Annotated in this window: 17 protein-coding genes; 8 read left to right on the plus strand and 9 right to left on the minus strand. The window is 68.4% G+C overall.

Annotated elements, in window-relative coordinates; genetic code table 11:
• The 3 genes from PLC66_RS08725 to PLC66_RS08735 are packed head-to-tail and all read left to right on the plus strand — an operon-like array spanning position 1 to position 3,776.
• Positions 1–687, plus strand: a complete 687-nt coding sequence (locus PLC66_RS08725) for a nitroreductase (RefSeq protein ID WP_324539421.1) — start codon at positions 1–3, stop codon at positions 685–687.
• Position 688: 1 nt separating this feature from the next.
• Positions 689–2,293, plus strand: a complete 1,605-nt coding sequence (locus tag PLC66_RS08730) for a GMC family oxidoreductase (RefSeq protein ID WP_324539423.1) — start codon at positions 689–691, stop codon at positions 2,291–2,293.
• Positions 2,294–2,330: 37 nt separating this feature from the next.
• Positions 2,331–3,776: an aldehyde dehydrogenase family protein gene (locus PLC66_RS08735; protein ID WP_324539425.1), complete on the plus strand. Its 1,446-nt coding sequence runs from the start codon at positions 2,331–2,333 to the stop codon at positions 3,774–3,776.
• A gap of 36 nt (positions 3,777–3,812) precedes the next feature.
• On the opposite strand, the gene PLC66_RS08740 is transcribed toward PLC66_RS08735, so the two are convergent.
• Together PLC66_RS08740 and PLC66_RS08745 are read right to left on the minus strand one after the other, a co-directional pair.
• Positions 3,813–4,106, minus strand: coding sequence for a WGxxGxxG-CTERM domain-containing protein (locus PLC66_RS08740; protein WP_324539426.1), 294 nt, complete (start codon positions 4,104–4,106; stop codon positions 3,813–3,815).
• 81 nt (positions 4,107–4,187) lie between these two features.
• The gene (locus tag PLC66_RS08745) at positions 4,188–5,294 is read right to left on the minus strand and encodes an aromatic ring-hydroxylating dioxygenase subunit alpha (protein ID WP_324539427.1); all 1,107 of its coding nucleotides are present in this window, start codon (positions 5,292–5,294) and stop codon (positions 4,188–4,190) included.
• 247 nt (positions 5,295–5,541) lie between these two features.
• On the opposite strand from PLC66_RS08745, the gene PLC66_RS08750 reads away from it, so the two are divergent.
• From PLC66_RS08750 to PLC66_RS08765, 4 genes are all read left to right on the plus strand, one after another.
• Positions 5,542–6,615: an MBL fold metallo-hydrolase gene (locus tag PLC66_RS08750; protein WP_324539429.1), complete on the plus strand. Its 1,074-nt coding sequence runs from the start codon at positions 5,542–5,544 to the stop codon at positions 6,613–6,615.
• A gap of 16 nt (positions 6,616–6,631) precedes the next feature.
• A complete protein-coding gene (locus PLC66_RS08755; RefSeq protein WP_324539431.1) occupies positions 6,632–8,332 on the plus strand; it encodes a class I adenylate-forming enzyme family protein in 1,701 nt (566 codons plus the stop codon).
• Between the two features lie 173 nt (positions 8,333–8,505).
• Complete coding sequence (locus PLC66_RS08760) at positions 8,506–9,888, plus strand: DUF1329 domain-containing protein (RefSeq protein WP_324539433.1); 1,383 nt, start codon at positions 8,506–8,508, stop codon at positions 9,886–9,888.
• A gap of 32 nt (positions 9,889–9,920) precedes the next feature.
• Positions 9,921–11,534 carry a DUF1302 domain-containing protein gene (locus tag PLC66_RS08765; protein ID WP_324539435.1) on the plus strand — a complete coding sequence of 538 codons (1,614 nt, stop codon included), beginning with the start codon at positions 9,921–9,923 and terminating at the stop codon, positions 11,532–11,534.
• Between the two features lie 186 nt (positions 11,535–11,720).
• Here the strand turns inward: PLC66_RS08765 and PLC66_RS08770 are convergent, their stop codons facing one another.
• From PLC66_RS08770 to PLC66_RS08795, 6 genes are all read right to left on the minus strand, one after another.
• Positions 11,721–13,346, minus strand: a complete 1,626-nt coding sequence (locus PLC66_RS08770; RefSeq protein ID WP_324539436.1) for an AMP-binding protein — start codon at positions 13,344–13,346, stop codon at positions 11,721–11,723.
• Positions 13,347–13,419: 73 nt separating this feature from the next.
• Positions 13,420–14,592: a CaiB/BaiF CoA transferase family protein gene (locus tag PLC66_RS08775; RefSeq protein WP_324539438.1), complete on the minus strand. Its 1,173-nt coding sequence runs from the start codon at positions 14,590–14,592 to the stop codon at positions 13,420–13,422.
• Between the two features lie 25 nt (positions 14,593–14,617).
• Entirely contained in the window at positions 14,618–15,847 is a 1,230-nt protein-coding gene (locus tag PLC66_RS08780) for an acyl-CoA dehydrogenase family protein (protein WP_324539439.1), read from the minus strand.
• Positions 15,848–15,862: 15 nt separating this feature from the next.
• Entirely contained in the window at positions 15,863–16,963 is a 1,101-nt protein-coding gene (locus PLC66_RS08785) for an acyl-CoA dehydrogenase family protein (protein WP_324539441.1), read from the minus strand.
• 76 nt (positions 16,964–17,039) lie between these two features.
• Positions 17,040–19,223, minus strand: coding sequence for a 3-hydroxyacyl-CoA dehydrogenase NAD-binding domain-containing protein (locus PLC66_RS08790; RefSeq protein WP_324539443.1), 2,184 nt, complete (start codon positions 19,221–19,223; stop codon positions 17,040–17,042).
• A gap of 33 nt (positions 19,224–19,256) precedes the next feature.
• Complete coding sequence (locus PLC66_RS08795; RefSeq protein WP_324539445.1) at positions 19,257–20,465, minus strand: acetyl-CoA C-acetyltransferase; 1,209 nt, start codon at positions 20,463–20,465, stop codon at positions 19,257–19,259.
• A gap of 276 nt (positions 20,466–20,741) precedes the next feature.
• Here PLC66_RS08795 and PLC66_RS08800 point away from each other — a divergent pair, with 276 nt between their 5' ends.
• The gene (locus PLC66_RS08800; protein ID WP_324539447.1) at positions 20,742–21,500 is read left to right on the plus strand and encodes a TetR/AcrR family transcriptional regulator; all 759 of its coding nucleotides are present in this window, start codon (positions 20,742–20,744) and stop codon (positions 21,498–21,500) included.
• Between the two features lie 46 nt (positions 21,501–21,546).
• Here the strand turns inward: PLC66_RS08800 and PLC66_RS08805 are convergent, their stop codons facing one another.
• Positions 21,547–22,473 (minus strand): TauD/TfdA dioxygenase family protein, encoded by a 927-nt coding sequence (locus PLC66_RS08805; protein WP_324539449.1) that lies wholly within the window; start codon positions 22,471–22,473, stop codon positions 21,547–21,549.
• Positions 22,474–22,484 lie beyond the last annotated feature (11 nt).

The following is a 22,484-nucleotide window of genomic DNA, read 5'->3' on the forward strand; positions in this document are numbered from 1 at the left end:
ATGCAACAGACTGATACCGATCTCGCTGCGGCCTTCGCCGACATCGTCGCGCGTCGCGCCTCGACCCGTGCCTTTCTCGCCGAGCCGTTGCTGCGCGCCGACATCGAGCGCGCCCTCGCGCTCGCCTGCCGTGCGCCTTCGAACTGCAACACGCAGCCGTGGACGATCGCGGTGGCCTCCGGCGCCGCCCGCGATCGGCTGGCGGCCGCCATCTCCGCCGACATGATGCGCGGCCACATGGCGCCGGACCTGCCCTATGACGGCCGCTACGCCGGCATCTACCGCGAGCGCCAGGTCGCCGCCGCCGAGGCCCTCTACGGGGCGGCCGGCATCGCGCGCGAGGACAAGATGGGGCGGCAGGCGCAGTTCATGCGCAACTACGCCTTCTTCGGCGCGCCGCACGTCGCCTTCTTCTTCCTGCCCCCGGGCTTCGGCATCCGCGAGGCTGCCGACCTGGGCATGTGCGCGCAGACCTTCATGCTGGCGCTGACGAGCATGGGCCATGCGAGCTGCCCGCAGACCGCGCTCAGCTTCCACCCCGAGCGGGTACGCGCCGAGTTCGACATCGCGCCCGGCGCCCAGCTCCTGTTCGGCGTGTCCTTCGGCCGCCCCGACCCCGCCGCGCCGGTCAATGACGCGCGCGTCGGGCGCGACGTGACCGCCTGCACCCTGATCCGTGAGGATTGAGATGGACAGCTTCGACTACATCGTGGTGGGCGCGGGCAGCGCCGGCTGCGCAGTCGCCGCGCGCCTGTCGGAAGACCCCGGCTGCAGCGTGCTGCTGCTCGAGGCCGGCGGGCGCGACGACAAGCTGCTGATCGACATGCCCGCCGGCTGGGGCAAGACGCAGGATCCGGCCAGCCCCTTCAACTGGGCCTTCGAGACCGAGGCCGAGCCCGGTCTCGAGGGCCGCCGCGTGCCCTTGCCGCGCGGCAAGGTGCTGGGCGGCAGCTCGGCGATTAACGGCCTGATCTACATCCGCGGCCAGCACGAGGACTACGACGACTGGGTCGCCGCCGGGGCGCCCGGCTGGGGCTGGGCCGAACTGGCGCCGTACTTCCGCCGCATGGAGCGCAACCTGGGCATTGCCGATGAGCATCACGGCCAGGACGGCCCGATCGCGGTGTCCGACCTGGTCGACCCGACGCCGCTGGCCGAGGTCATGATCCGGGCCGCCGAGCAGGCGGGCGTTCCCCGCACCCGCGACTTCAACGGCGCGCGCCAGGAGGGCGTCGGCCCCTACCAGGCGACGATCGCCCGCGCGCGCCGCTGTTCGGCGGCGCATGGCTACCTGCGCCCGGCAGGCGCACGCCACAACCTGGCGGTGCACACCGGGGCGCTGGTCGCCGGCGTGGTGCTCGAGGGCGGGCGCGCGACCGGCGTGCGCTACCAGCTCGGCGGGCAGGAGCGGGTGGCCGCAGCGCGCGCCGAGGTGATCCTGTGCGCCGGCGCCATCGGCTCGCCGCAGATCCTGATGCTGTCTGGGATCGGGCCGGGCGCGGAGCTCGTACGCCATGGCATCCCGGTGCGCGTCGATGCGCCTGCGGTGGGCGCGGACCTGCAGGATCATCTGGTGGTGCCGCTGATGTGGCGGCTGCGCGACGGCCAGCCTTCGATGAACCCCCGCCTGGGCGGGGCGCGCGTGCTGCTCGAAGTGCTGAACTACCTCGTGCGCAAGCGCGGTGCGATGACCATGCCGGCGGCCGAGGTCGGCATCTTCCTGCGCAGCCGCGCCGATCTCGTGCGCCCCGACCTGCAGTTCCACGTGCTACCGCTCTCGGGCGACCTCGACGGCGAGCACAAGAAGCTGCATGCCTTCCCTGGCTATACGCTGGCGCCCAACGTCTGCCGGCCGACCTCGCGCGGTGTCGTGAGCCTGGCCTCGGCCGATCCCGCGGCGCGGCCCCGCCTGCGCATGAACTACCTGAGCACCGACCACGACGTCGAGCTCACGCTCGCCGGCATGGCGTGGGCGCGGCGCATCGCCGCCGCCCCGGCGCTGGCGCAGATCACCGCGGACGAGGTGTATCCCGGTACCGCCGCGACCACGCGCGAACAGCTGCTGGACTACGCCCGCCGTGCCGGCACCACCGGACATCATCCGGTGGGCACCTGCCGCATGGGCAATGACGCCGCCGCCGTGGTCGATACCACGCTGGCGGTGCGCGGCGTGACGGGGCTGCGCGTGGCCGACGCCTCGGTGATGCCGCGGCTGATCTCGGGTAACACCAACGCCACCGCGATCGTGATCGGCGAACGCGCGGCCGAGTTCGCGCGCGCCGCGCGGGGCTGAGGCCGGCGATCAGGATGAAGCGAGGAATGCGATGAAGATGAACAGCGATGAGATGGCGCGGCTGCAAAGCGCGGACGAGACGACGCTGCGCGCCTGCCTCGAGGCGATGAAGGCAGCGCACGCGCGTGACGGTCTGGCGGATGCGGCCCTGCGCACCGATCGCCTCACGCGGCTGATGGTTCTGCTGCGCGAGCGGGCGGACGAGTTCTGCGCCGCGCTCGACGCGGATTTTGGCGGGCGGCCGCGCGAGACCTCGCTGATGAGCGACGTGATGGCGACCTTCAACACGGTCAATTACGCACGCGGGCGGGTCCGACGCTGGATGAAGCCCGACCGGCGCGACGGCGTCGTCCCCTTCAACCTGTTCGGGGCCCGGGTCGAGGTGCAGCGCATGCCCAAGGGGGTGGTGGGCATCCTTGGGCCGTGGAACGTACCGCTGTTCACCACCCTGGCGCCGCTGGCCTTTGCGCTCGCTGCCGGCAACCGCGCGATGCTGAAGCCGTCGGAGTTCGTGCCGCGCACGTCGGCCTTGTTGCAGGCGGCGGTCGCGGACCGGTTCGCTGCGGACGAGGTCGCCGTGTTCACCGGTGATGCGGCGGTGGCGGGGGCCTTCAGTGCCTTGCCCTTCGATCACCTGGTGTTTACCGGCAGCACGACGACCGGCATCCGGGTGATGCGGGCAGCGGCGGAGAACCTGGTCCCCGTCACCCTGGAACTGGGTGGCAAGTCGCCGGTGATCGTCGGTCGAAGCGCGGATGTGGCGCTGGCCGCCGAGCGCATCGTGAGCGCAAAGGTCATGAACGGCGGCCAGGTCTGCGTCAGTCCGGACACGGTTCACGTCGCGGACGCGCTCGTCGAGCCCTTCATTGCGGCGTGCGAGGCGGTTCATCGGCGCCTGTTCCCCACGGTCGCCGGTGATGCCGCGCTGACCTCGATCATCGACGCGCGCCACTTCGCCCGCATCCACGGCTACCTGGACGAAGTTCGCTCGGCAGGCGGACGGATCGTCGACTGCGGTGGGGGCCTGGTCGCCAGCGGGCGCAAGCTGTCGCTCCATCTGGTCGTCGATGCGCCTGTCGGCAGCCGGATTGCGCGCGAGGAGATCTTCGGCCCCTTGCTCCAGGTCGAGCGCTACGCGGACATCGCCGCGGTCATCGAGCGCATCAACGCCGCTCCGCGTCCGCTCGCGCTGTATTACTTTGGCACCGACCGTGCGGAGGAGCGCCGGGTACTCGAGCACACCCTGTCCGGTGGCGTCGCGATCAATGACGTGATGCTGCAGGTCGCCGCGCACGATGCGCCCTTTGGTGGCGTGGGCGCCTCGGGCATGGGGGTGTATCACGGGCGCGAAGGATTCAACGAATTCTGTCATCCGCGCACGGTGTATCGCAGCGGCTGGTGGGATCCGCGCAAGGCCCTCGGCTTGCTGCCGCCCTATTCGAAGAAACTCTATGGGCGCTTGTTGGCGACGCTGAAGGTGTGACGCATCGCGGCCCCGTGCAGACGGGGCCGCGATGTTTCAGGCGATCGCGCGGAGCGCGAAGGGGAGGCCGGCCATGCCCGCCCAGCCTAGGCGCCCCCAGAACGCGAGCGTCGGGGACTGGTGGTTCCACAGACCGAGCGCCCCGAAGGCGCCCATGGCGCCGGCGCCCTCGATCCAGATGCCGGCGAGCCCAGCCAGGCCGAGCAGGCCCAGCATGCGGATGGCCGCGCCGGAGCGCGCGGGGAGGACCGGGCGCCGGAGGCCGGCGAGCCCGGCGAGGCCGATGAGACCGATCAGTCCGACCCAGGGTGCGAACGATGCAATGGCCATGTCTGGCGTCCTTTTCTGCAGTGGAGGGAAAAACGGCCTGTCGGGGAGACAGGCCGTGCGGGCGTCGTGGATGTCCGGCGCTCAGGCTGCAACCGGGGTCTCGGTGTAGGGCGGGATGCCCTTCGGCACGTAGTGGCCCTCACACTGCTCGAGGTACTCCTGCTTCTTCGCGCGCGGGTTGAAGAACTGCTTGTACCAGATGCGCGCCTTCATGAAGGGGCCATCGCTGGGGATGAAGAGCCCGTTCAGGCAGGGTGCCTTGTTGGTCCACACCTCGAAATCCTGCGCGAAGGCGAGGCGGCTGGATTCCTGGAACTGGCGGGCGGCGATCATGTCGGTGTGCGTCGCGACCGCGCTGTTGCTCGGCGACTTGACCAGCAGCGCATGCCAGACCTTGAGCGAGCCGTCCTCGACCGGGGTGTGAGTGATCATCAGCACCGCGTCGTAGAGGCCGGTCAGGTGGGAGATCAGCACGCCGGGGCCGTGGTAGATGGTGATGGTGTGCAGGATCGGGCTGACGCCGTTCGGGCCGACCAGGGTGCGGTGCGGGCCGCACTGGCGCTGGATGGCGTGGTGGGCCTTGAACTCGTTCTCGTAGCGCTGCACGGTCGAGCCGTGGATCGGGCTCAGGTGGCCGTAGTCGCAGATGTTGTCGATGACTTCCTGCGGGTGCTGCTGGAGCATGCCGAGGTGGTCGAACTTCCAGTGCACCCAGGCCGGATCGTCCCACTCCTTCAGGCTAGGGTGGTCCCACTCGGGCTCGCCGCCCTCGGGGTCGTGCCACACCCAGATTGCGCCCAGGCTCTCGACCACCGGCCACGACTTGACCTTCGCGGCGGCGGGAATCGGCCCCTCGTGATAGGGAATGTCGTTGCACTTGCCGTCGGTGCCGAAGCGCCAGCCATGGTAGGGACAGCGGATGCCGTCACCCTCGACGTTGGAGCCGCCGCCGTCGATGACGACGTAGGAGGTGTTGTTCGGTGCCGCCAGGTGCGTCTTCATGTGCGGGCAGTAGGCGTCGAGCAGCACGACCTTGCCGGTTTCACGGCCGCGGTAGAGCGCGAAGTCCTGGCCGAAGAAGCGCACCGACAAGGGCTTGTGGGTGTCGAGCTCGGAAGCCTCCGCGATCATGAACCAGCCGCGCGGGAAGGTGAACTCACCAAGGCGATAGTCTTTCGTTGTGGCCATGCGGGCCTCCTCTTCGTTGTGAACCAGTGTGCAATTCATCGGGCTGGCACCAGATCCCGGCCTGAAACCCCGACCCTGGCTGATTGTCAGGGCCGGTGCCGGGGCGCGCATCCCCTGTTTGGACGATGGTCGGCGTGCGCGGGGCAGGGCGGCGTGATGACGGGCTTATCGTCCTTTTGGACGTGTTCGCGCCCTGCGCTCCCGCCTAAGGTTAGGCTCGGACAACAATCACAAGGACGGAGACTCCATGGTCCACACCGCGCATTCCCCTGCAGAAGTGGCATGCGACGCCCCCGAGCGGATCGCATTTCCGTTCGATCCGCCGCAGCCCGACGGCGAGGTGGTCACGCTCGCCCCCGGTGTGCTGTGGGCGCGCATGCCGATGCCGATGCAGCTCGACCACATCAACGTCTATCTGCTTCGCGATCACGACGGCTGGTTCATCGTCGACACCGGCCTCAACCTGCCGACCTCGCGCACGCTGTGGGAGACGATCGTCGAGCGCCATTTCGACGGCCTGCCGTTGAAGGGCCTGATCTGCACGCACTTCCACTACGACCACGCCGGCCTGTCGGCGTGGCTGACCGAACGCTTCGATGCGCCGCTGTACATGACGCATGGCGAGTACTTCACCATGCGCACGCTCGCCGGCCCGCCGCCCGAGCCGCTGCCCGATTCCATGCTCACGTTCTACCTGCGCGCGGGCATGCCGCGCGAGCGCGTCGAGGAGATGTTCGCCAAGCTGCGCCGCGACCCCTTCATGCCGCCGCAGCCGCGCGCGTTTACCCGGCTGCGCGAAGGGCAGGTGCTGCACATCGGCGGTCGTGACTGGCGGGTGGTGATCGGCGAGGGCCATTCGCCCGAGCATGCCTGCCTGTATTGCGGTTCGGACCGCCTGCTGATCGCGGGCGACCAGCTGCTGCCGCGCATCACCTCCAACGTGCTGGTCTCCGACATCGAGCCCGAGGCCAACCCGCTCAAGCTCTGGCTCGACTCGCTCGACCGCCTGGCCCAGCTTGCCCCCGACACCCTGGTGCTGCCCTCGCACGAGCGCGTGTTCCGCGGCCTGCTGCCGCGGGTGGCGGAGCTGCATGCCCACCACGCCCTGCAGTTCGACATCGTGCGCGGCCACCTGCGCGAGACCGGCAGCGCGACCGCCTTCGAGACCAAGAGCAAACTATTTCCGCGCGTGCTCAGCGCCGTCGAAGACATGATGGCGCTGGGCGAAACGATCGCCCATCTGTCCTGCCTGCGCTACGCGGGCGAGGTCCGCCGCGTGCTGGACGACGACGGGCTTTACCGCTTCAGCCTTGCAAACTGATCTTCAGGAGTTATCGATGTCCCCGCTTTCCGAACTGGCCCACAAGGTTCGAGCCCAGCTGACCGCGCCTGGCGCGCCCTTCGAGACCGTGGAGGCCGAGGTCGACGGGCGCACCGTGCGCGTCTACCGCAACGCCTTCCCCAACCTGCCGGCGCTGATCTCGAGCGCACGCGCGCACGGCGCCAAGCCGTTCATCCGCTTCCAGGGCGAGACCTGGACCTTCGACCGTTTCTTCGCCGAGGCGGACGCGGTTGCCGCGCAGCTGCGCGCCTGGGGCGTGCAGCCCGGCGACCGGGTCGCGATCGCGATGCGCAACCGGCCCGAGTGGGCGGTGGTGTTCGCGGCCGCGGCGCTGATCGGCGCGGTGCCGGCGCCGCTCAACAGCTTCGGCCTCGGCGAGGAGCTGCGTGCGGCGCTCGACGACGTCGAGCCGCGCGTCTTCGCCTGCGACGCCGAGCGCCTGGCACGCATCGAGGGCGACACCCGCGTGCCCGGCTGCCGCATCCTGTGCGTGGGCGAAGCCGAGCTGCCTGCAGGCATCACCGACTATCGGGCGATGACCAGCCAGGCGGCCGAACCAACGGTCTCGCCCGCGCTCGCCCCGGATGACGCGGCGCTGATCCTGTTCACCTCGGGCGCGACCAGCCGGGCCAAGGGGGTGCTGTCGTCCCAGCGCGCGGTCTGCCAGGCCTTGTTCAACATCGACTTCATCGGCGCCCTGTCGGGCATGACCTCGCCCGAGGCGGTCGCGGCGCTGATGGCGAAGGGCCTGCCGCCGACCACGCTCACCGCGGTTCCGCTGTTCCACGTCAGCGGCCTGCATGCGCAGCTGCTCAGCGCACTGCGCAACGGCCGCCAGCTGGTGTTCGTCAGCCGCTGGGATCCCGCGCAGGCGATCGACGTCATCCGCGAGGAACACGTCACCCAGTTCAACGGCGCGCCGTCCATGGTGATGCAGCTCCTCGCGCAGCCGGGCTTCGACGATCCGGCCCAGACCGGCACGCTGGCCGGCCTTGGCTTCGGTGGAGCAGGGCTGCCGCAGCGCCTGATCGACGAGGTCATGCGCCGCCGGCCCAACTCGTTGTCGGGCATCGGTTTCGGCCTGACCGAGACCAACGGCGTCGGTGCCGCCGCGTCGGGCGCGCTGTTCGCCTACAAGCCGCGCAGCTCGGGCCTGACCTCGCCGATCGTCGACGTCCGCATCGCCGACCTCGACGGCCAGGCGCTGCCACCCTGCGAGTCGGGAGAGATCTGGCTGCGCGGCGTGACCGTGATGCAGGGCTACTGGCGCAACCCGGAGGCCACCGCTGCGGCGATGCACGAAGGCTGGTTCCGCACCGGCGACGTCGGCTACGTGGACGAGGAGGGCTTCCTGTTCGTCGTCGACCGGATCAAGGACGTCATCAACCGTTGCGGCGAGAAGATCGCCGCAGCCGAGGTCGAGTCCTGCCTGCTGCAGCAGCCCGAGGTGCTAGAGGCCGCCGTGTTCGCGGTGCCCGACGAGGAGACCGGCGAGGCGATCGCTGCGGTGGTGTCGGTCCGCGAGGGCAGTGGCCTGGATGCGCAGGCCTTGCGCGCCCACGTCGGCGCCCACCTCGCCGCCTACAAGGTGCCGGCCGTCGTCCACGTGCTCACCGACGCCTTGCCGCGCAATCCGGCCGGCAAGCTGCTGAAGGCGCAGCTGCGCAGCGCCTTCATCGGCGCATCGCCAGGCTGACTATTTCGGCCGAACGCCCCGATTTAGTCCCATCGGACGATGTAGTGGGTGACCCGAAAGCCAAACAATGGGAACACGGATGCAAGAGCGGCGCGACAGACCGAGAAGCCCTCCGCATCCGGTTCGCTGGATCAATCGGGACACTTGATACGCCCACCAGGAAGGAGACTTAAATGAACAAAACCCGTGTTTGGGTGCCGGTCATGACCACGATCGCGTTGTCGATGGCTGCCGGTAATGCGATGGCCAAAGTGACCGAAGCCGAAGCTGCCAAGCTTGGCAAGGAACTTACTTGTGTCGGTGCCGAGGCCGGCCCGAACGCGGACGGCAGCATCCCTGCCTTCTCCGGAAAGTGGCTGGGCAAGCCGCCTCACGTCGAGTACTCGCCGCACGTCGGCCAGCATCCGGTGGACGTGTATCCGGAAGACAAGCCGTTGTTCGAGATCACCGCGGCGAACATGGACCAGTATGCGGACAAGCTGAGCGAAGGCCAGAAGGCCATGCTCAAGCGCTTCCCTGAGACCTTCCGCATGCCGGTGTATCAGAGCCGCCGCGATTTCCGCTATCCGGACATCATCTGCGAGCTGGCAAAGAAGAACGCGCTGGAGGCGGAGCTGATCGACGGCGGGCTCGGCTACACGGGCTACAAGGGGCCGGTCGGGTTTCCGATCCCCAAGGAGCCGATGGAAGTCCTGGCCAACATGAACTTCCCCTACCGCGCATTCACCGAGCACATCGTCCGTGATACCGCAGACGTCTCGTCGGACGGCAGCATCACCTGGGGTCGCCAGGTCAACAAGAACCTGAACGTGGTCACGACGCCCGATGAGCTGGGCAAGCCGATGGAAGGCCTGATGGCCTACTCGATCTCCGGCACCTTGCTCCCCGAGCGCGACCGCGGCAGCTACACCGCCTCGCAGGAGCCGGTGAACTTCGCGCGGGCCAAGCGCCTGGCCTGGCAGTACGACCCGGGCACCCGTCGCGTGCGCCAGCTGCCGACCTACGGCTTCGACTCGCCGATGGGTGGTACCGGCGGCAAGATGACCATCGACCAGGACCGCCTGATGAACGGCGACCCCAGCCGCTATGAGTGGACGCTGCACGGCAAGAAGGAGATGTACATCCCGGCGAACGCCTACCGCATCCACTCCAAGGACGTGAAATACGCCGACCTGCTGACCAAGGGTCACGCCAACCCCAAGTTCATGCGCTATGAACTGCGCCGGGTGTGGGTGCTCGAGGGCAAGCTCAAGGAGGGCTATCGCCACGCCTTCGGCAAGCGCGTGATGTTCATCGACGAGGACAACTGGCAGGCCTCGGTGGGCGATTACTACGACACCCGCGGCGAGTTGTGGCAGCACGCCTTCATCAACCACTACTACGCCTTCGACCTGAACGCCTGGCAGGCCGGCACCGCCTTCTACCACGACCTCAACTCGGGCGCCTATGTCGGCTTCAACCTGGTCCAGGAGCGCGACAAGGCGTGGGTCCTCAATGCCGGCGACCTGACCCCCGACATGTACACCCCTGCCGCGCTGCGTGCAATGGGCCAGTGAGCGAATAGAGCGAACCATAGGGAGCACGCAGCATGAAACTGCACAGGAAGATGAAGCCGGTTGCGCTCGCCGTGATCGGGATGGGAATGGTCGCGCCAGCGATGGCCTTCGAGGCGATCGAGTTCGAGAATGGGGCGGTGCTGGAATCGCGACTGACCACGACCTATACCTTGTCGACCCGTCTTGAGGAGCGTGATCGTCTGCTCGCCAACAACCCGGGCGGCAATGACGGCAACAACAACTTCGACAAGGGCGCGCTGACCTCGAACCGGGTGAGCCTGCTGCTCGACACGCACTTCAAGAAGGGCCGTTCGGGTTTCATTCTGTCGGCGAGCACCTTCTACGACGACGTCTATCATAGTGCGAACGACAACGACGGCACCTCGTTCCCGAACAAGATCGGGGGACCGGCGAATCGTTTCACCAGTGACGCGAAGCGCTACCACGGCGGTTACAGCCGTCTGCTTGACGCCTACGGCTACACCTCGTTCGATGTCGGCCAGGAAGGGCGTGCAACGGTTCGCCTTGGCAAGCACGTGGTGTCCTGGGGCGAGACCCTGTTCATCCCAGGCATCTCGGCTGCTCAGGGGCCTGCGGATGGAACCAAGGCCGGCATTCCGGGTACCGAGGTCAAGGATCAGCTCCTTCCGGAGGACCAGATCTCGGCCCTGTTCGAGGTCAACGAGAGGCTGTCGCTGATGGCCCACGCGCAATATGGCTGGCACAAGACGCTGGTCAATGCGCCGGGCTCATTCATGAGCACTTCTGATGTCGTTGGGCCCGGCGCTGTCTGCCTGACCCCTGGGCCGATGTGTGGTGTTCCGCGTAGTGCCGACGACAAGCCTGGCAAGACGGGGCAGTGGGGTATCGGTGCCAAGTACCGGGTGACAGACGAAACTGAGGTCGGCCTGATCTATCTCAATTACCACGATCGGGCGCCGATGGTGGATATTGACTACGTCGGAGCTAACCTGGGTGGCGGGAGTATTGGGTTCAACCACCGCTATTTCGAGGACATCAAGATGCTCGGTGCGACGTTCAGCACCAGCTTCGGTATCGCGACCCTTGGTGGTGAAATCTCGTATCGGAAGGACGCGCCCGCTCTTGTCAGCACCCGGTTTGGTCCGGCAGTGATCCCAACCGCCACCACGGCCGACGTGTTGCAGACCAACCTCAACACTTTCATCAACCTGGGGCGTACCTTCCTGGCTCCGCAGGGTAACTTCCTCGCCGAAGTCGCTTACACGGACGTCCGCAACCCGGACGCGCGTCGTGTGCCCGGGGCGACCGCCACCTCCAACCAGTTCGGGCTGACCCCCGAGTCCGACTCGCTGAACTTCGGCAGCTACGGCCTCGCCTTCGCCTCGACGCTCAGCCTGACCTACCCGGGCATCATCGAGAACTGGGAGTTGGGTGTGCCGATCAGCTACTCGCGCCAGCTCAAGGGCCGCACGCTGCAGGGCAACCTCGGCATGGGCGAGGGTGATCACCGTATGAGCGTGGGTGCGACGATGACCTATCGCCGCAACCTGCAGATCGGCCTGACCTACCTGGGCTACTTCGGCGATGCCAGCCTGGATCCGGTGAAGAACCGTCAGCTCACCGACCGCGACCAGCTCTCCCTGGTGGTGAAGTACACCTTCTGATCCGCTCCTGAAGCGCTTCCTGAAGCCCGCCGGCCTCCGTGCCGAGCGGGCTTCTTCTCGTCCGTCTTCCGCGCGGGAAAAACGAGAACGCCACTGGCTCGACGAGTCAGTGGCGTTCTTCAGGCTCTTCACGGAATGGGCGTGCTGCGCGGCGGGGTCGATCCCTTGGCCGGCCCCGCTTCCCGCTCACCCGGCATATTCCGCCGAGGCCACTGCGTTCTGCGCCACTTCCTTCGCCCACACGTAGTTCGCCTTGCCGGCGGCCGAGCGCAGCACCTCCGGTACGGTCACGATCTCCTTCGGGACCTTGTAGCCGGCCAGATGCGCATGGCAGAGGGTGCGCAGCGCCGCGTGGTCTAGCGCCACCCCCGGTCGCACCGAGACCACCGCGCTGACCTTCTGTCCCCAGCGCGGATCAGGCAGGCCGACGACGACGGCGTCGAGGATCTGCGGGCTCATGCGGAGGACCTCCTCGACCTCCTCCGGGAACACCTTCTCGCCGCCGGTGTTGATGCAGTTGTTGCCGCGGCCGAAGATCACGATCGAGCCGTCCTCGTCGCGCCGAGCGGCGTCGCCGGTGATCGCGTAGCGCGTGCCGTCGATGGTGACGAAGGCCTCGGCGGTCTTGGCGGGATCGCCGTAGTAGCCGAGCGGCAGGTAGCCGCTGCGGGCGAGGATGCCGGACTCGCCCGGCGCGGCGATGCGCTTGCCCTCGACCACGACGGCGAGGTCCGGGCGCGCCGCGATCTTGATCATGCCGCCTTCGACCGGCTTGGCACCCATGCCGAGGGCGCCCCCTTCGGACGAGCCCATGCCGTCGCTGAAATAGACGTTCGCCGGCAGGAAGGGCTTGAGGGCCTCCTTGACGTGGGCCGACATCACGGCGCCGCCGTTGCCGAACAGGAACAGCGCGGACAGGTCCCAGCGCCCCGGGTGGGCCTTCAGGGCATCGAGGATAGGCAGCGCCATCGCGTCGCCGACGAGGGTGATGCCGTTCAACTTCTCGGCCACGGCGATGTCGAGCACGTGCTCGGCGTTGAAGTGGTGCTGGTCGTTGAGCACCACGGTGTGGCCGGCGAACAGCGACACCATGGTGGCCCAGTGTGCAGCGCCATGCATCAGCGGTGCGACCGGCATGAAGCGCAGCGGATGCGCCTTGCGGATGCGGTCGGCGAGCTGTTGCGGGGTCGTCACCGGACCGTCGGCCGGGGCGTAGAAACCGCCGCCGCCGAGGCAGCCGAAGAAGAGGTCCTTGTGCGGCCACATCACGCCCTTGGGCTTGCCGGTGGTGCCGCCGGTGTAGAGCAGGGAGAGGTCATCGTCGCTGCAGCGGACGTCTTGCAGGGCGCGGACGTCGTCCATCCGCGCGTCCTCGTACGCGGTGGCGCCGGCCAGCGCGGGGGCGCCGCCGCCGGTGCGCACCTTCACCTTCAGATCCGGGGCGGCGTCGAGCACCTCGGCGACGGCGGGCTCGAGCTCGGCGCTGTAGAACAGCGCCTTGATGCCGGCGTTGTCGTAGATGTAGCGCAGCTCGTCGGCGACGTAGCGGTAGTTGATGTTGGCCGGCACCGCGCGCACGCGGCAAGCGGCGAGGAAGGCCTCGAGGTATTCGGCCGAGTTGTACATCTGCAGGCCGACGACGTCGCCCTGGCCGATGCCCTGGGCGTGCAGCCAGGCGGCGAGGCTGTCGACGCGCTCGGCCATCTGGCGGTAGCTGCGGCGGGTGTCGCCGATGACCAGCGCATCGCGCTCGGGTACGGTCTCGGCGGTGATCGCGAACAGGTCCGCGAGGCTGAAGGTGCGTGGGTTCATGATGTCTCCGTCGTGTGGTTGTCGTGTGGTCGTCCCGATCGGCGCCAGCGCGCCCGGGACGGCAGCGGCGTGGTCAGATCGCGCCGGCGGCCTTGAGCGCCGCGATGGCGTCATCGCCGTGGCCGAGCGCGCGCAGCACCGCTTCGTTGTGCTCGCCGGCCGCAGGCGGCGGACGGTCGAGGCTGAAGGCGTAGTCGCTCATCTTCACCGGGAAGGCGAAGTAGGGCGCGCTGCCGCCGTCGGGCAGCGGCGTGTCCACCGTCATGCCGCGCGCGCGGGTGAGCGGGTGGGCGAGCACCTCGTCGATACGCAGCACCGGGCTCACGCAGGCGTCCACGCCGGCGAGCACAGTGGTCCATTCCGCCAGGCTGCGCGCCTTGATGATGTCCGCGACCTGGGCCTTGACCGCGGCGCCGGCCTTGCCGGCCGCCCAGCCGCTCTTGCTCAGCTCGGGACAACCGGCGGCGGCGCAGAAGGCCTGCCAGAACTTGGGCTCCAGCGCCCCGACCGCCAGATGGCGACCATCGGCGGTCTCGTAGGTGCCGTAGCAGGGCAGACCGCCCGACAAGGTGTCGTGGCCGGCGGGCACCGGCTGCTTCCAGCTGTGCAGGCTGGCGAGCGGCTGAACGTTGAGCGCCATGGCGCAGTCGGTCATCGACACGTCGATGAAGCGCCCCTGGCCGCTGCGCTGCGCGTCGAACAGCGCGGCGAGGATCGCCATCGCCGCCGACAGCGCGCCGCCGGCCAGATCGGCGATCGGGAAGTTGCCCGGATGCGGCTTGCCTCCGGGCGCCGCGCTCTGCTCGAGGATGCCGGCGTAGCTCTGGTAGTTGATGTCGTGGCCGCCGAGCTCGGCAAGCGGGCCGTCCTGGCCGTAGCCGCTGATCGCGCAATACACCAGCTTCGGGTTGATCGCCTTGAGGTCGTCAAAACCGATGCCGAGCCGGCTCATCACGCCGGGGCGGAAGCCCTCGACGACGATGTCGGCGTCCTTGGCCAGGGCGTGGATGATGTCGCGGGCGCCGGACGCGCGCAGGTTGATCGCCAGCGAGCGCTTGTTGCGGTTCACCGCGAGAAAGAAGTGCGAGATCGGCGTGCCGGCCGGGCCGCGCGCGGCTTCGCCGCCGGGCGGCTCGATCTTGATCACGTCCGCGCCCATATCGGCCAGGTGCAGGGTACACATCGGCCCGGGCAGGAGCTGGGTGAAGTCGAGCACCTTGACGCCGCTCAGGGGTTTGCTTGCCATCGTCTTGTCTCCTCCGTGCACTGCGTCAGCTGCGTTCGAGGTCGCGGAACGGGACCTTGCGGTCGCTGCGGATCTCGCCGGGCAGGCCGAGCACGCGCTCGGCGATCACGTTCTTCAGGATCTCGTCGGTGCCGCCGCCCATGCGCGCGCCGGGCGAGCCCAGCCACAGCCGCTGCATATAGCGCCAGTCGCCACCCAGGGCCTCGTGGCCGATCATGCCCTCGGGGCCGGCGAGCTCGAGTGCGAAGGCCGCGATGTCCTGCATGGCCTTGCCGGCGACCAGTTTGGTGATCGACATCTCGGGGCCGGGCGCCTTGCCCTTCGAGATCGCCGTGAGGCCGCGGGCGATCACGAGCTCGACGCCTTTCTGCTGCAGGTAGGCGTCGGCGATGCGGGCGCGCACGCGATCGTCCTCGATCGCCGGACGATCATCCCATGCGCATTTCTGCGCCAGCGCAATGAGATGTTCGTGCAGGTCGGTGGGCAGGTTGCCGCCGACCGACAGGCGCTCCTGCATCAGCGTGCTCAGCATCACCTTCCAGCCGCCGCATTCGGGGCCGAGGCGGTAGGTGTCGGGGATGCGCACGTCGGTGAAGAAGACCTCGTTGAACTCCGAGTCGCCCGACATCTGGTGGATCGGACGGACCTCGACGCCGGGGGCCTTCATGTCAACGATGAACATCGTCAGGCCTTCCTGCTTGGGCTTGTCCCAGTCGGTGCGGGTGAGCAGGATGCCGTAGTCGCAGAAGTGCGCACCCGAGGTCCATACCTTCTGGCCGTTGACGATCCAGTCGTCGCCTTCGCGCACCGCGCGCGTGCGCACGCCACCGGTGTCCGACCCGGCGCCGGGCTCGGAGAAGAGCTGGCACCAGATCTCCTCGCCGGCAAGGCCGGGGCGCAGGAAGCGGGCCTTGAGCTCGGGCGCGGCCCAGGTCATCACCGTGGGCAGGCCCATGCCGATGCTGATCTCGAAGATCATGCCCGGCACCACGAAGGCGGCTTCCTCCTGCTGGTAGATCACCTGCTGCATGGCGGTGCCGCCGCGGCCGCCGGCCGCCTTCGGCCAGGTGATGGCGGCATAGCCGGCTGCGGCCTTCTTCGCCTGCCAGGCCTTGGCGGCGGCGAGCCGCGCGGCGTCGTCCAGGCCTTCGCCGAAGACCTCGTCGGGGCGGCTGCGTTTCTGGCCGTTGGCTTCCAGCCAGGCGCGCACTTCGGCGCGGAAGGCGGCTTCTTCGGGGGTGTCTCTGAAGTCCATGTGGGCGTGTTCCGCTTACGCGGCCTCCTTGATGAGTTCGTCCGCCAGGCATGCGCGCCAGGCGTGTTCGCTGCCGATGAGCTGGCCGAGGTGGCGGGCGCGGCGGTAGTGGAGATGGCAGTCCATCTCCCAGGTGAAGCCGATGCCGCCGTGCAGCTCGATGCCTTCCTCGGCGGCGACCACGTAGGCGCGGGTGGCGGACACGCGCGCGGCGGCGGCGGCCTTGGGCAGTTCGGGCGCGTCGGAGGACAGCGCCCAGGCGCCGTAGTAGGCGTGCACCCGGGCCAGCTCGATCGCGGTGTAGATCTCGGCCATCCTGTGCTTGAGGGCCTGGAAGCTGCCGATCTGGCGGCCGAAGGCCTTGCGCTCGAGCGAGTAGTCGCGGGTCGCCTCCAGGATGCGGGCGGCACCGCCAACCTGCTCGAAGGCGAGCAGCACGGCGGCGCCGTCGAGCACGCGGGCGGCCACGGTGGCAGCATTGGTGGCAGCGTCGGCGGCCGGCAGGCGTTCGGCAGGCGTGCGATCGAAGTGGAGCGCGGCGAGCGGGCGGGTGGGGTCGAGCGTGGGCACGGGCCTGCGGCTCACGCCGGCGCCGGCGAGATCGACCAGGACCAGCTCGTCGGCCACCCGCAGCACAGCCAGCCCGGCGATGCCGCCGTCGACCAGCGCCGGGCTGGTGCCGGTGAGCGTCGCGCCGTCGAAGGCGAGCGGGGCAGGGGTGCGATAGCGCTCGCGGCTGCCCAGCGCGGCGGTGGCGACCAGCTCGCCGCCGGCGATCTTCGGCAGCCAGCGCTGCTTCTGCGCATCGCTGCCGGCGCGCAGGATGGCCTCGGCCGCCAGGTAGAAGCTGGACGAGAGGGGCACGGCGGCAAGGTGGCGGCCGGCTTCCTCGGCAACCAGGCACAGTTCCAGGTAGCCCAGTCCGGCGCCGCCGTATTGCTCGGGGATGGCGGCGGCGGCCGCGCCCATCTCGATCAGGTTGAGCCAGACGGCTTCGGAATGGCTCGCCCGCCCCTCGAGCACCTCGCGCACCGCCTGCGAGGTGCTGGTGTCGGCGAGCATGGTGCGCACTGCGTCCTGCAGCAGGCGCTGATCGTCGGAAAAATCGAAGTTCACGCTTTACTCCTTGGCAAGCCGCCGCCGGCTCCCTGGAGAGGCGGCGGCGGATGCGGGTTTCGTGGGGTGGGGCCGGTCAGCGCACGGCGGCCGGCGGGGTGACGCGGTTGGCGCCGTAGAAGCGCTGCCCGCGGGCCGCCATGTCACGCAGCAGCTGCGGTGCGGCGTACTGCTCGCCGTAGCGCGCGGCCAGGCGGTCGCACTCGGCCACCACCTTGTCGAGCCCGATCGTGTCCATCATCGAGAATGGGCCGCCGAGGTAGGCCGGGAAGCCGACGCCGAGGATGGAGCCCACGTCGCCGTCGGCAGGGTCGATCACCACGCCCTCGGCCATCGCCTTGGCGGCATCGACGAGCTGGGCATAGAGCATGCGCGCCTTCACCTCCTCCACGCCGGGCTGCTCGGCGAGCGGCGGGAACAGTTCGGCCAGGCCGGACCACAGCTTCTTGCTGCCGTCTGCGGCGTATTCGAAGAAGCCCTTGCCGTTCTTGCGGCCGTGGCGGCCGAGCTCGCCGACGAGCTTTTCCACCAGGCGGAAGGTGGGCGTCGGCTTGAAGGCCTCGCCCTCGTCCTTCTTGCGCTGCTGGCTGGCGTGGTAGGCGGTGTCGAGGCCGATTTCGTCGGACACGGTGAGCGGGCCGACCGGGATGCCGGCCATCTTCGCTGCGTTCTCGATCAGCGCCGGATTCACGCCTTCGGTGACCATGGCCAGGCTCTCGTTGATGTAGGCGCCGATGAAGCGGCTGGTGAAGAAGCCCGGACCGTCGTTGACCACGATCGGCGTCTTCTTCATCGCCTGCACCAGGTCGAGCGCGCGCGCCAGGGTCTCGGGCGAGGTCTTGCGGCCGCGGATGACCTCGACTAGCGGCATGCGCTCCACCGGCGAGAAGAAGTGCATGCCGATGAAGTTCTCCGGGTGGGCGCCGGCCTCGGCCAGCTCGCTGATCGGCAGCGCCGATGTGTTGGAGGCGATCACCGCATGCGGCGGCAGTACGGCGTCGAGCTTGCACGTGATCTCGGCCTTGAGGCCGCGGTCCTCGAACACCGCCTCCACCACCAGCTCGACGTCGGCCAGGCCGGCGTAGTCGGTGGTGGGGTGGATGCGGGCGAGGATGGCGTCGGCCTTGTCCTGCGTCATGCGGCCCTTGGCGATGTCCTTCTCCAGGCGCTTGCTGGAATAGGCCTTGCCCTTGTCGGCGGCGGCCTGGTCGCGGTCGATCAGCACCGTCTCGATGCCGAGCCTGGCGCAGTGGTAGGCGATGCCCGCGCCCATCAGGCCGGCGCCGACGACGCCGATCTTACGGAAAGTCGTCTTCGGCACGCCTTCGGGGCGGTGCATCAGCTTGTCCGCCTTGCCCTTGTTGATGAAGAGCGTGCGGATCATGTTGCGCGACACCGGGTCGAGCTGGAGCAGGGTGAAGTACTTGGCCTCGACCTCGAGCGCCTTGTCCATCGGCAGCTGCGGGCCCTCGTACAGGCAGGACAGGATGGCCTTGGGGGCAGGCAGGTTGTGGAAGGTCTTGGCCTGCAGCATGGCGTTGCTGACCACCAGCATCTGCGCGACCGCAGGGGCTGACGGGCCGGCGCCGCCGGGCACCTTGAAACCCTTCTTGTCCCAGGGCTGCACCGGGTCGCCTTGCTCGAGCAGCCAGCGCTTCGCCTCGGCGAGCAGCTCGCCGGCGGGCACGACCTTGTGCACCAGCCCCATCTTCAGCGCCTTCTCGGCGGACAGGGCCTGGCCTTCCATCACCACCGGCATCGCCGCCTGGATGCCGATCAGGCGCGATACGCGCTGGGTGCCGCCGCCGCCGGGCAGCAGGCCGACCTGCACTTCAGGCAGGCCGAGCTGGATGCCGCGGGCGTCGGAGACCACGCGGTAGTGGCAGGCGAGCGCGATCTCGGTGCCGCCGCCCAGCGCCGTGCCGTTGATGGCGCAGGCCACCGGCTTGCCGCAGGTCTCCATGCGGCGCAGCAGCTTCGACAGCGAGGCGTTCATCTGCAGGCGCTTGGCCACCGGGATTTCGTCCGCCTTGTCGAGGTTGGCCTCCATCTCCTTGAGGTCGGCGCCGGCGGCGAACACCGGCTTGCCCGAGGTGAAGATGGCGCCCTTGATGGCGTCGTCGGTGGCGAGGCGCTCGATCGCGGCCTCGATCTCGGCCATGAACTTCGTGTCCATGGTGTTCATCGCGCTGTCGCTGCGATCGAAGAGCAGGGTGGCGATGCCGTCGGCGTCCACCGTGATGTGGATGACTTCAGTCATGTCGGTCGATTCCTTGATGTGGTCCGGTGGCGCTCAGACGAGCTCGATGATGGTGGCGGTGCCCATGCCGGCGGCCTCGCACAGCGTGACCAGGCCGGTGCCGACCTGGCGGCGCTCCATCTCGTCGAGCAGGGTGCCGAGGATCATGGCGCCGGTCGCGCCCAGCGGGTGGCCCATGGCGATGGCGCCACCATTGACGTTGATGCGGTCGTGAGGGACCTTGAGGCGCTCCATCAGGCACAGCACGACCGAGGAGAAGGCTTCGTTGAGCTCCCACAGGCCGATGTCGGAGGCGGTCATGCCGGCCTTCTTCAGCGCCTTCTGCGCGGCGTAGCTGGGGGCGTCGAGCATCAGCGTCGGCTCGGAGCCGACGGTGGCGACCGAGCGGATGCGCGCGCGCGGCTTGAGGCCGGCGCGCTTGCCGGCTTCGGCATTGCCCACCAGCACGGCGGCGGCGCCATCGACGATGCCCGAGCTGTTGCCGGCGTGGTGCATGTGGGTAATCGCTTCGAGCTGCGGGTACTTGAGCAGCGCGACGCCGTCGAAGCCGTACTGCGTGCCCATCTCGAGGAAGGCGGGCTTGAGCGCGGCGAGCGATTCCAGCGTGGTCTCGGGGCGGATCGCCTCGTCCTTCGCCAGCACCGGCAGGCCGAGCACGTCCTTGACCGCCACCACCGAGCGGTCGAACCAGCCATTGGCCCAGGCCTGGGCGGCACGGCGCTGGCTCTCCACCGCATAGGCGTCGCACTGTTCGCGGGTGAAGCCATGCAGCGTGGCGAGCAGGTCGGCGCTGACGCCCTGCATGGTGAAATACATCTTGAACGCGACCTGCGGGTCGAGTGCCATGGCGCCGCCATCGCTGCCCATCGGCACGCGCGACATGCTCTCCACGCCGCCGCCGATCACCATGTCGACCTGGCCCGAGCCTACCTTGGCGGCGGCGAAATTCACCGCCTCCAGGCCCGAGCCGCAGTAGCGGTTGAGCTGCATGCCGGGCACGCCGTGGTCGAAACCGGCCACCAGCGCGGTGACGCGGGCGATGTTGCCGCCCTGTTCGCCCACCGGCACCACGCAGCCAAGGAGCACGTCCTCGATCAGTCGGCTGTCGAGCTGGTTGCGGTCGCGCACCGCCTGCAGCATCTGGGCGGCGAGTTGAACCGGGGTGATCTCGGCGAGGGCGCCGTCGGCCTTGCCTTTGCCGCGCGGGCTGCGCACGTGGTCGTAGATGAAGACGTCGGTCATGACTGTCCTTGGATGATTGCGATGATCGGGGCCGCCCGTCGTGCTGCGGACATGGGCCGCAGGGCGGCGCCGGGGCGCCGTTGGGCGGATTGGCAAAAGCAATCCTAGGGGAAGCGCGGCGCACCCGAGCAAAGATGAGCAGGAAACCGAACGGCGTCGGTTTATGATGTCTATCTCGCTGAAAGGAAAACTGTTTTTTGCATTGCACGAAACCGAACAAAATCCGGTTTTGGGCGGGCTCCCGGTGCACTGGCGCGGGGACCCACAGGAGCTCGAATGGACAAGGAAGCACCCAAGGACGCCCGGGCTCCCCGCCAGGGCAAGGCCCGCGCAGCGGGCAGGGCGGGCACGCGCGCGCCGCGCGCGGGCGAACCGGCGCGCGCCCGGCCCACGCAGGCGCGCGCGCGATTCACGCTCGAGGCGATCGTCGGTGCGGCGGACGAACTGCTGCGCACGCAAGGTGTCGAGGCGGTCACCACACGCAACGTGGCCGCGCGCGCCGGCGTCTCGGTGGGGGCGCTGTACCAGTACTTCCCGAACAAGGAAGCGATCCTGATCGAGATCAGCAAGCGGATCATGGACGAGGCCTCGGTGGCCGCCTCGCCCGAGCTCTTCCGCCTGCACCGGCAGTCGCTGGACGAGCTGCTGCAGGCGCTGTTTCGCCGCACGGTGCACACCGAGAAGCGGCTGTTCTCGCTTGGCAAGGACTTCTATCGGCGCTATGCCCGCCAGATGCAGTTCGGTCGGGCGCAGGGGCTCGGACGCGGGGACTGCACCTCCGAGCAGCTGGTCGCCAACATGGCGCGGCTGCTGCGCCAGCATGCGGAGGAGGTCGGCGAGGCCGACACCGAGCTCGCGGCCTTCATGCTCGTGCGCGGCATGCGCATCCTGCTCGCGACGCTGGTCGAGGAGCGCCCCGAGCTGCTCGATTCGCCCTCGCTGGTGCAGATGTTGGTGCGTATCGCGCGCGCGATGACCGATGCCAGGCTGGAGGAGGGGGCGGGGCAGGACGACGGAGTCACGGCCAGCCCCTGATGGTCAAGTGAGCCTGCTGGACGGCACCCAGCGTGCTGGAGCCAGATCACTCCTCCGTGAGGGGGCGCCCCAGCTGGTGCTTCCCCTCAATGGTGGTGCGGTTGATGACGCGACGCACGCCGGGCTTGGTACCTGTCGCGCAATGCATCGCCCGCCAGTTGTCCCAGAGCACCATGTCGCCCTGACGCCACTGGTGGTAGTAGACGAACTCCGGTTTCTTCGTGTGGGCCACCAGCCGTTCCAGCAGTTCAATGGATTCGTCATTCGAGAGGCCGAAGCGTTGTGGCGTGATGACGCGATCCAGGAATTGCTCGACGATGTTCAGGACCTTGCGGCCACTCACTGGATGGGTGAGCACCGCGGGGTACACCGCGTCCGGGAAGTCGGGGAATTTCATGTCCGAAGGCTTCCTTGGGCTGAACGGGCCCGGCTCGTAGCCCTCGAGGTCCACAAAGCGCATGTGGCGGCGCTGCATGCTGAAGCTGTAGGCAACCTCGAGCTTGGCGAGCAGGGCCTTCGTGTCCTCGTCCAGTGCGTCGTAGGCCTTGGCCAGATCGCCGAATCCAGTCAGTCCGTCTTCCTTCGCGACCTCGACGGCGGTCAGCACTGCGCCGTGATTCGGACAGCCGGTGTAGTGGAGGTCGATATGCCAGTCGAGACGGCCGACGATGGTCTCGCCCTTGTAGCTCGCGGTGACGTACTTGTCCTTGTCGCTGTTGTTGATGAGCTCGAACAGTTCGGGGTGCTTCTCCGAACGCGTCGCCTTCAGGGGATGCAGGGCCAGCGTGCCGAAGATGCGGCTGAAACGGATCTGGCTGTCGGGCGTGATGTGCTGGCCGCGGAATAGCAGGATGCCGTGTTCGTACCACAACGATTTGAGCTCCTCCTTGAGTTCGGGGCTGTAAGGTTCATTGATGTCGAAGCCGGAAACTTCGACGCCAACGTTTTCGAGGGGTTTTGTGATCAGTGCCATGGCGTTACTTG

Origin of the sequence: Thauera sp., assembly GCF_035444905.1 — a bacterium.
Taxonomy (GTDB): domain Bacteria; phylum Pseudomonadota; class Gammaproteobacteria; order Burkholderiales; family Rhodocyclaceae; genus Thauera.

Coding starts and splice junctions, on each gene's coding strand:
- PLC66_RS08775 (WP_324539438.1), bottom strand. CDS start 14,592: ATGGCAAGCAAACCCCTGAGCGGCGTCAAGGTGCTCGACTTCACCCAG.
- PLC66_RS08770 (WP_324539436.1), bottom strand. CDS start 13,346: ATGAACCCACGCACCTTCAGCCTCGCGGACCTGTTCGCGATCACCGCC.
- PLC66_RS08800 (WP_324539447.1), top strand. CDS start 20,742: ATGGACAAGGAAGCACCCAAGGACGCCCGGGCTCCCCGCCAGGGCAAG.
- PLC66_RS08790 (WP_324539443.1), bottom strand. CDS start 19,223: ATGACTGAAGTCATCCACATCACGGTGGACGCCGACGGCATCGCCACC.
- PLC66_RS08755 (WP_324539431.1), top strand. CDS start 6,632: ATGTCCCCGCTTTCCGAACTGGCCCACAAGGTTCGAGCCCAGCTGACC.
- PLC66_RS08795 (WP_324539445.1), bottom strand. CDS start 20,465: ATGACCGACGTCTTCATCTACGACCACGTGCGCAGCCCGCGCGGCAAA.
- PLC66_RS08735 (WP_324539425.1), top strand. CDS start 2,331: ATGAACAGCGATGAGATGGCGCGGCTGCAAAGCGCGGACGAGACGACG.
- PLC66_RS08740 (WP_324539426.1), bottom strand. CDS start 4,106: ATGGCCATTGCATCGTTCGCACCCTGGGTCGGACTGATCGGTCTCATC.
- PLC66_RS08725 (WP_324539421.1), top strand. CDS start 1: ATGCAACAGACTGATACCGATCTCGCTGCGGCCTTCGCCGACATCGTC.
- PLC66_RS08765 (WP_324539435.1), top strand. CDS start 9,921: ATGAAACTGCACAGGAAGATGAAGCCGGTTGCGCTCGCCGTGATCGGG.
- PLC66_RS08780 (WP_324539439.1), bottom strand. CDS start 15,847: ATGGACTTCAGAGACACCCCCGAAGAAGCCGCCTTCCGCGCCGAAGTG.
- PLC66_RS08805 (WP_324539449.1), bottom strand. CDS start 22,473: ATGGCACTGATCACAAAACCCCTCGAAAACGTTGGCGTCGAAGTTTCC.
- PLC66_RS08730 (WP_324539423.1), top strand. CDS start 689: ATGGACAGCTTCGACTACATCGTGGTGGGCGCGGGCAGCGCCGGCTGC.
- PLC66_RS08750 (WP_324539429.1), top strand. CDS start 5,542: ATGGTCCACACCGCGCATTCCCCTGCAGAAGTGGCATGCGACGCCCCC.
- PLC66_RS08760 (WP_324539433.1), top strand. CDS start 8,506: ATGAACAAAACCCGTGTTTGGGTGCCGGTCATGACCACGATCGCGTTG.
- PLC66_RS08745 (WP_324539427.1), bottom strand. CDS start 5,294: ATGGCCACAACGAAAGACTATCGCCTTGGTGAGTTCACCTTCCCGCGC.